Genomic DNA, 595 nt, shown 5'->3' with positions numbered 1-595 from the left:
GGTTTTGAGCTTTACAATGGTATCTTCCGAAAAATATCATCCGATGATGCGTTGCAGACCATTCTTCTTTCGGAATCTTTTTCATCAATGTCTTCTCGACTTCTAGAACAGAGTCCTTCCATCTACAAAATCCAAGCCTTTTGCTGACTCTCTCTACATGTGTATCAACTGCAATCGCAGGTACACCGAATGCAACTGAGACAACAACATTGGCTGTTTTTCTTCCTACCCCAGGGAATTTTGTTAATTCATCACGGTCTTGCGGAAGGACGCCAGCATATTCTTCAATCAACATTTGACATAGGTTGCGAATGTTTTTGGCCTTGTTTCGATAAAGACCAATGGAACGAATATCATTTTGAAGCTCTTCAAGAGATACTGCTAAATAATCCTCAGGGGTTTTGTATTTTTCAAAAAGAGTTGCCGTTACTTTATTTACCAATGCGTCTGTACATTGGGCAGATAATGCAACAGCAATCACCAGTTCAAACGGATTCTTGTGGTTTAACTCACAATGTGCATCCGGGAACATCTCCCCCATTGTGTCTAGACAAAATCGAATTTGTTGTTTGTTTAGCATATTTATCACCTGCTT

General features: G+C 39.8%; 1 protein-coding gene. It reads right to left on the bottom strand.

Annotated features, from left to right (window positions below; all coding sequences use genetic code 11):
* Positions 1-580, bottom strand: a 580-nt coding sequence (gene nth, locus V7147_RS12615; protein WP_335368217.1) for an endonuclease III, incomplete at its 3' end; no start/stop codon positions are given.
* Positions 581-595: the final 15 nt, after the last annotated feature.

Origin of the sequence: Bacillus sp. JJ1521 (genome assembly GCF_036965165.1) — a bacterium.
Taxonomy (GTDB): Bacteria; Bacillota; Bacilli; order Bacillales; family Bacillaceae_L; genus Ferdinandcohnia.
The sequence above is the reverse complement of the archived record's forward strand: the minus strand, read 5'-3'. Positions and strand labels throughout refer to the sequence as shown.